Origin of the sequence: Paenibacillus planticolens, from assembly GCF_013141725.1 — a bacterium.
In the GTDB taxonomy this organism is placed as follows: domain Bacteria; phylum Bacillota; class Bacilli; order Paenibacillales; family NBRC-103111; genus Paenibacillus_E; species Paenibacillus_E planticolens.
Map to the genome: position 1 here is coordinate 1 of NZ_WHNZ01000001.1, position 849 is coordinate 849.

Annotated in this window: 1 rRNA gene; it reads left to right on the forward strand. The window is 52.4% G+C overall.

Annotated elements, in window-relative coordinates:
- A 23S ribosomal RNA gene (locus GC097_RS00005) occupies positions 1-849 on the forward strand; the annotation flags it as partial.

An 849-nucleotide genomic window follows, 5' to 3' on the forward strand; every position in this document is an offset into this window, starting at 1 on the left:
CACGGAGGATGCCTAGGCACTAGGAGCCGAAGAAGGACGTGGCGAACGACGAAATGCCTCGGGGAGCCGTAAGCAGGCTTTGATCCGGGGATGTCCGAATGGGGGAACCCAGCTGTGGTAATGCGCAGTTACTCTAAAGTGAATACATAGCTTTAGTAGAGGCATACCCAGGGAACTGAAACATCTAAGTACCTGGAGGAAAAGAAAACAAAAGTGATTCCGTCAGTAGCGGCGAGCGAAAGCGGAATAGCCCAAACCAAGGAGCTTGCTCCTTGGGGTTGTAGGACCTCGATATGGGGTTAGTTCGGTAGGCGAAGTGATCTGGAAAGGTCCGGCATAGAAGGTAAAAGCCCTGTAGCCAAAATCGAACGAATCTCCTAGAGGTATCCTGAGTACGGCGGGTCACGTGAAACCCCGTCGGAATCCGGCAGGACCATCTGCCAAGGCTAAATACTCCCTAGTGACCGATAGTGAAGCAGTACCGTGAGGGAAAGGTGAAAAGCACCGCGGAAGCGGAGTGAAAAAGAACCTGAAACCGTGTGCTTACAAAAAGTCAGAGCCCTCTATATGGGTGATGGCGTGCCTTTTGTAGAATGAACCGGCGAGTTACGTTCCCGTGCGAGGTTAAGTTGAAAAGACGGAGCCGCAGCGAAAGCGAGTCTGAATAGGGCGCTTTAGTACGTGGACGTAGACCCGAAACCGTGTGATCTACCCCTGTCCAGGGTGAAGGTGAGGTAACACTCACTGGAGGCCCGAACCCACGAATGTTGAAAAATTCGGGGATGAGGTGGGGGTAGCGGAGAAATTCCAATCGAACTCGGAGATAGCTGGTTCTCCCCGAAATAGCTT